Genomic DNA, 5,660 nt, shown 5'->3' with positions numbered 1-5,660 from the left:
GTGTGAGACACTTCATATCGAAATTCCAAATGAGTATAGATAACTGCAAATAACAGTTTATAGGGGAGTTCTGATACTCCCCTATAAAAATGGCTATTTATCAACTGTTTGTTGTGACATAGCCTTTTGGATAAAAGGAAAGCAGCTTGGGTTTAATTCTGAGAAATGGGAGAATTATTTCTTAGAGTTATCGCAGAAAAAAGTGCTTAGATTAACTCTTGGCGTATCTGGAATTGGTATAGTTGGTGCCACGCTTTTAAGTTATATGATTCTGAATAAGACAGGGTTTGACTATGCTTTGATGATAGCGGTAATTATGCTTTGTTGTAGTGTCCTTTGGTTTTGGCACAAGTGGAAAGGAGAAAAGGGAAGGGATTATGTTCTGAAAAGATTTGCTGAAATACCGCAAACGATTTTAGAAAAACGAGAAAGAGAGGCACATATTCAATAAGGATATTTAGCCCCCGGCAGGGCGCAAAAGCACTTTCATACTGCCAGCCCAAACGGGGCGGCGGTGTGAAAGTGCTTTTGCGTTACTTTCTCACAAGAAAGTAACAAAGAGGTTGTGGCCTGTTGCCAGTTATGGTAAAATAGGAGTAGTAGGATATAGGCTTTTTGAAGGAAAGGGACGGGTGATTTTATAGGCACAACCATTTCGGGAATGACGGGCCGGGGAAGTATCCGGCACAACAACAGGAGCTTTTCGGCGGCGAATGTAGACCGGAGCAGGTCGGGGCAGAATATCACCTTTTGCAACGAGGATTTGAAAAAGGTGTACCACGAGCTTTTCGATGAAGCTCTGGCCGACTACAACGCCAAAAAGAAAAAGACCAGGGACAAGATACCAGACTACTACGAGCATATCCGGCAGAGCAAACAGGAGAAGCTATTCCACGAGGCAATCTTCCAGATCGGAAACCTGGAGGACTGTGGGTGCGGCTCCCCTGGAGGGGAACGGGCGGCGGCAGCTCTCAAAGAATTTGCAGCGTCCTTCCAGGAGCGCAACCCTCATCTGCGGGTGTTCAATATGGTGCTGCACATGGACGAGGCCACGCCCCACCTCCATGTGGACTTCGTGCCGGTGGCAACGGAGCAGAGCCGGGGCCTCTCAACGCGGGTATCAATGAAACAGGCGTTAAAGCAGCAGGGATTTGAAGGGCTGGGCCGGAAGCAGACAGAATGGAAAGCCTGGATGGAACGGGAGAAAGAAGCCCTAACGGAAATCGCCCAGGCGCACGAGTTTGAGATTATCAGCCTGGGCGGTGGCCGCCCTCATATGGAGCTGCCAGAGTACCGGGCAGCGGCGCAACGGCTTGAAGCTGTCCAGGAACAGGTGATAGCGGCAGAGCAGGAGATCGCGGCCCTGGAAAAACAGAGAAAGGTCCTGCAAGGAAATGTGAAGCTGCTGAAAGCGGTGGAGAAGGTTAAGCCCGATCTGGACGCGATACAGCCGGAAAAGACGCTGACAGGGGCCGTCAAGGGCGTGACAGTGGAGCAGGTGAAGGAGTTGAAGGCGGCGGTGATCCGGGGCGCGGCGGCAGAGCAGAAGGTGCGGGAGCTGAAGGTAGAAAACCAACAGCTTCAGCAGAAAATCCCCTCGATGAAAGAAAAGCTGAAGGAGGCCCAGGAGCGGCAGCGGCTTGAAAATGAAAACCGGCAGCTCAAAGTGCAGGTGGAATACCTGGAAGAAGATTTGAGCTGGGAGCGCGGGATTTCGGCGCGGCTCCGGGAAGGTATCGGGGCGGTGCTGGACTTTCTGGATCAGCACTTGCCAGAGCAGTTCCGGCCCTTAGTCGAAAAGGCGCGGGAGCTGCTACCTGTGCCAGAGGTGCAGCAGCCGGAACAAGAGCAGGAACGGGGCCACACCTGGGGCGGTATGGAGCTGTAAAAGAAGCCTGTCCGGGGCCTTGCAAGAGCCGCCCGGACAGGCTATAATAACAGTAAAAATAGGGAATAAAATATATTGATAATATATGCCCCCCTATGGGGTACAGGGGATAGCAGGGAGTTAGTGTGTCGTAAAATAGGGAATAAAATATATTGATAATATATGCCCCCCTATGGCCTTTAGGCCAGGATAAATAATAAAAATATTTTCTCTCGGATAGGGAGAAAGTCGGAGGGGGTTATGGGGGTGAGCGGCGGGGTGTGGGAATGTGGTAAACCTGAAAGGTTTTCCATCATTTCCATGCCCCAGAGCGAGGGGGAAAAGGGGGAGGTGACTTTCTCTTTAAGGCCCCGAAGGGGCCGCTCTTTGGCTCCCCCTTTTCCCCCTATGGGTTTGCAGAATGTACGAAAAGAGGTGTAAGGAATGGCGGATCAGCAAGAAGCCTTAGAACGGCTGCGGGAACTTTACAGGGAAAAGAACGAGCATTTAGAGAAGTTTTTGGAGCCAGTGGAGCCGTATGAGTTTTATCGAGAGATCTTCCCGGAAGGATCTTTCGAGAGGAAGGGCCATTTTGAGGACAGGAAGGGAAACGGGATTGCGGTGACGGTGCCGAAAGGTGAGGTTGACAAGGCAACGGGGATTGCCTTGCAGATTGAGGGGGACGGTAAAGCGAAACGCTGTACCATTACTGACGAGCTGGACGAGCTGCGGGAGCTGCAAGACACTGATTTTACGATTATGTCCCCGATCTCTTATTTTGGGCGGCGGCGGTGCGGCAAAAATGCCCGGTATCTCTATGCCCTGGTGTTTGACCTGGACGGGGTAGGTATGCCCCAGCTCCGGGACACGCTGCACCAGATGAACAAGGATATTCTGCCCCAGGCAACCTTTGTTGTAAACAGCGGGACAGGGCTTCACCTGTATTATGGGCTGAAAGAGCCGGTGCCTATGTACCCGCACAACCAGAAATGCTTGAAGGAGCTGAAATATTCCCTCACCCGGCAGATTTGGAATAAGTTTACTTCCACCATCAAGGAGCCGCAAATGCAGGGGATTTTGCAGGGCTTTCGGGTGGTCGGCTCCGGCTCGAAGCTGGGGCGTGAGTACCCTGTTAGGGCGTTCCGGCTTGGCGGGCCGGTGGAGCTGGCGCGGCTGCTTGATTATATCCCGGACAGCAACGGGGAACAGCAGCGGCTTGAGGGGCTTATGAGAAAGAGCCGCCTGTCGCTGGCCGAGGCGAAAGAGAAGTACCCGGATTGGTATGAGCGGCGGATCGTCAAGAAGGAGCGGCGGGGCCGCTGGACGGTCAAGCGTGACCTTTATGACTGGTGGCTGCATCGGATCGCCGATGAAATCCGGGTGGGCCATCGTTTCTATGGCATTATGACGCTGGCGATTTATGCGAAAAAATGCGGGATAGACGAGGACGAGCTGCGCCGGGACGCTTTTGCGCTGCTCCGGCCCTACGATGATATGAGCGTGGAGGATATAAACCGCTTCACAAAAGATGATGTAGTCTGCGCCCTGGAAATGTTCAACGAGGACTATGTGACATTCCCCAGGGACGATATAGCGAAGCTCTCCGGCCTGACTATGCCGGTCAATAAGCGGAATTTTCAAAAACAAGCAGATCATCTTGAAATTGCAAGAGCTATTCGGGACATTAAGGCGAAACAGCAAGGGAAAAAGGATTGGAGGGAAGGAAATGGGCGGCCCAAAGGCAGCGGAACGGCCCAGGCGCGGGTTTATGAATGGCGGCAGCAACACCCGGAGGGGCGCAAGGCCGACTGTCACCGGGAAACTGGCCTTGATCCGAAAACCGTCCGTAAGTGGTGGGATTGCCCGCCGCCAGCGGTGCGTTTTGAAAATGGGCATATAACGGTGCGGGTGTCCCCTTCCCAGGAGTTGAGCGATTGGCTGGTGGACGCGCTGCACAATGGGGGACAGGAATAAGGCCCAGAAAGGCCCCTGTTACGATTTAGAAGCCGTTTTCAGCACTCCGAGGGTAAAATATACCGGCCCCCTCGCTACCGCGCCCGGAAAGCCGCATAAATCAAGGCTTTTTTGCCCCCTAAATGCGTACATACCAGGGTAGAAGTTTAAGGGCCGGGGCTTGGGTAAACGGGCGGGAGCATATATTGACATTGTAAATAAAAAGATATACAATGGATATAATAAGAGCGAAAGGAGTTGCTATCTATGGCAAATACAAATATTAACATTCGTATGGACGCGGATTTGAAGCGGCAGTTTGAGGCGTTCTGTGCTGATATGGGAATGACAATGACAACGGCGTTCAATGTTTTTGCGCGTAAGGCGGTGCGGGAGTATAGAATACCCTTTGAAATCAGCGGCGATGTGCCGAACGCTGAAACCGTCGAAGCAATCAAGGAAGTAAAGAGAATGAAGGCCGATCCGAGCCTCGGCAAGACCTATTCCAATGTCGATCAGATGATGGAGGAGCTGCTTGCCGATGTATAACATAAGACCAACCACAAAATTTCAGAAGGATTTGAAGCGCGTGAAAAAACGCGGCTTTGATATTTCTTTGCTGACGGATATTATTAAAAAGCTGGCGGCGGGGGAGCCGTTGCCGGAGAAGAACAGGGATCATCCACTTTCCGGGGACTATGCGGGGTGTCGTGAGTGCCACATTACGCCGGATTGGTTGCTGATCTACGAAGTGGACGGGGACGAGCTGATTTTATATCTTACCCGGACAGGCTCGCATAGTGATTTATTTTAGGGGAAGGAGGAAAGGTCTATGAGCTGGGATAAAGAGAGGATCGCGCAGATACAGCTTCCCAATCCGGCGGACAGTGATCCGCACCCTCGGCTGCTCCTGGAAGGGCGCGGCATACACGCAGGAGAAGGATTTACAGCTTTGTTTCCCGATGGCTGGCACGAGATTACCCTTGAAGTAGCCTGGGAGCCGACAGGCCCCGCTTGCTGGTACATATCTACGCCTGGTTTTAAGGGTGTGTGTCCTGTGGGCCTGTTCGTGAAGGTATGAAAACAATCCGGCAGATAGCCGACGAGATAGGGGTATCAAAGCAAGCTGTTTTCAAAAAAATTAAGCGTGAACCACTGTCAACCAGTTTACAGGGGTTGACGACAACGGTTGACGGTAGGTTGATGGTAGAGGTTGACGGTGAAAAGCTGATAAAACAAGCGTTTTCTGAAATTACACCGTCAACCACCGACAACCAGTTGACGGGTGCGGTTGACGGTTTGGTTGATGGCGCGTCAACCAAAAATGAAGAAAAAATGGCGGCGGTTGATGGGGTGATTTCTGTTTTACAGGCCACCATCGACACGCTACAAGGACAGCTTGAAGTGAAAGACCGGCAGATCGAGCAGCAGGCCCAGACCATTACCCGGCTCACTGACGCGCTGGCCGCCGCCCAGCAGACAGCGGCAGCGGCCCAGGCCCTTCACGCGGGGACGATTCAGCAGCAATTCTTGAATAGTGATGACAATATGGATCAGCCGGGAAAAGGGGTACAATCGAAGCAAAATTGGTTTGATAGGATATTTCGGAGGCAATAAGTTATGAAAGATTTTATAATTTTAATGTGTTCGGTAGGAGCACATATTCTCTCAAGTAAAGGAATTGCTTTAGGTTTGATTCTTCTTTTATTTTGGATGGCTCTGTCACAACAAATGGTTGATTTTTGACGAGAAATAGCGTATAATAATAGTAAGAAACAGTACCACCGAAGGAGGTAATTGGATATGCCTACTATCAAAGACGCATTAGATATTATCGGTA

6 protein-coding genes are annotated in these 5,660 nt (G+C 51.3%); all 6 read left to right on the top strand.

Annotated features, from left to right (window positions below):
- Nucleotides 1-202: 202 nt before the first annotated feature.
- A complete protein-coding gene (locus KE531_18840) occupies nucleotides 203-451 on the top strand; it encodes a hypothetical protein (GenBank protein MBR9955652.1) in 249 nt (82 codons plus the stop codon).
- Between the two features lie 210 nt (nucleotides 452-661).
- Nucleotides 662-1,888, top strand: a complete 1,227-nt coding sequence (locus KE531_18835) for a plasmid recombination protein (GenBank protein MBR9955651.1) — start codon at nucleotides 662-664, stop codon at nucleotides 1,886-1,888.
- Nucleotides 1,889-2,311: 423 nt separating this feature from the next.
- On the top strand, nucleotides 2,312-3,841 hold the full coding sequence (locus KE531_18830; GenBank protein ID MBR9955650.1) for a hypothetical protein: 1,530 nt from the start codon (nucleotides 2,312-2,314) through the stop codon (nucleotides 3,839-3,841).
- 246 nt (nucleotides 3,842-4,087) lie between these two features.
- Nucleotides 4,088-4,369: a type II toxin-antitoxin system RelB/DinJ family antitoxin gene (locus KE531_18825; protein MBR9955649.1), complete on the top strand. Its 282-nt coding sequence runs from the start codon at nucleotides 4,088-4,090 to the stop codon at nucleotides 4,367-4,369.
- Nucleotides 4,362-4,634, top strand: coding sequence for a type II toxin-antitoxin system YafQ family toxin (locus tag KE531_18820; protein MBR9955648.1), 273 nt, complete (start codon nucleotides 4,362-4,364; stop codon nucleotides 4,632-4,634). Before KE531_18825 ends, KE531_18820 begins: the two co-directional genes overlap by 8 nt.
- Before the next feature lie 263 nt (nucleotides 4,635-4,897).
- Nucleotides 4,898-5,437 carry a hypothetical protein gene (locus KE531_18815; protein ID MBR9955647.1) on the top strand — a complete coding sequence of 180 codons (540 nt, stop codon included), beginning with the start codon at nucleotides 4,898-4,900 and terminating at the stop codon, nucleotides 5,435-5,437.
- The last annotated feature ends 223 nt before the right edge of the window (nucleotides 5,438-5,660 follow it).

It is taken from the genome of Eubacteriaceae bacterium Marseille-Q4139 (assembly GCA_018223415.1).
Classification (GTDB): Bacteria; Bacillota; Clostridia; order Lachnospirales; family Lachnospiraceae; genus CABSIM01.
The sequence above is the reverse complement of the archived record's forward strand: the minus strand, read 5'-3'. Positions and strand labels throughout refer to the sequence as shown.